Source organism: Erwinia sp. MYb416 (assembly GCF_037479575.1).
In the GTDB taxonomy this organism is placed as follows: Bacteria; Pseudomonadota; Gammaproteobacteria; order Enterobacterales; family Enterobacteriaceae; genus Erwinia; species Erwinia rhapontici.
Window position 1 is genome coordinate 1 of record NZ_JBBGYT010000058.1, and the last position, 1092, is coordinate 1092.

Here is a 1092-nt window from a genome sequence, read left to right on the forward strand (position 1 = left end):
CCCCGCCCCGGAGCAAGCGCTCCCGTAATTCCTGCTGAGATACTTCCCTTATAATCCCAGGTTTTCTTTTCGTTTCCAGGCTGGCTCAGATCGAACCACTGATAACTGCCGTTGGCAATTTCAGATATTATTGCCCCACCCACCACTTTACCCGCCGATGCCGCTGGCCCTAAATAAGCCGCACCCGCGACCAGCGCGATATCCGTATAACCCTCAACGATAGCCTTCGTTATATTCGCACCATCGGGTAAGTCCCCTTTCACATTTTTGCTTAATGCCGCATTCACTTCTTCCGTTGTCACTCCGGCATCGATCATCGACATGCCAAGCGTAGAAGCCCCCTGACTGTAGTCGGTCATACCTTTTGGCAGACTGAACATCTCGTTATTTTCTGCGGTATTTTTCCCGGCCTGCGCTCCGGCTAATGCTGATGTGCTGCTATCTCCCGCAAGTCCGCCTGCCAGACCACTTGCCAGTGTCGCCAGTGCACTGACAGTCTGTTTCTGCGTCTCTCCCAGGTTATTGAAGTCATCCGTACCATACATCGCTTTTGCAATCGCTGACGTCCCGATGGCTGCTGTAGCCGCTCCGGCAGCAGCACCTGCTGCGTTTCTTCCCTGCACCTCAGCCAGCACTCCTGCAACCACAGCATGAGCCATCACACGACTCGCTTCATCGGGTGCCCGCTTATGGATTTGTTCAGCCAGATACGGGGCCATACCGCCCGCTATCGCGCTGGTGATATCACCGCCCGCCAGGCCCTGCACCACGGCGGTGGCGGCCTGGATACCCTGCTGGACGGCGCCGCCGGTGCCGAGCCCGGTGGCGTTAAAGGCCTGGTCGTAGAAGTTCTGGTAAACCTGGCCGTTGATGGCGTTCTCATCCGGGGTCTGACCCGGATGGGCTTTCACCCAGTCTTTCTGCGCCCTGTCCCGGTCTTCCTGGCTGATACTGCCCATCTTCTCTCTGGCATCTTTCGCCGCGCTGATGGCGCCCTGGGTACGCACGATATCCGACACCTGGGTGCTGATTTCGCCAATCAGCTGCGCCTGCTGAATGCGCTTCTGCTCTTTCTCTTTGTCGAATATCTGG

At 57.1% G+C, this 1092-nt stretch carries 1 protein-coding gene; it reads right to left on the reverse strand.

All coding sequences use genetic code 11. From position 1 onward, the window contains the following. The coding region (locus tag WH277_RS00520) for a VENN motif pre-toxin domain-containing protein (protein WP_339503744.1) at nucleotides 1-1092 on the reverse strand (1092 nt) is incomplete at both ends.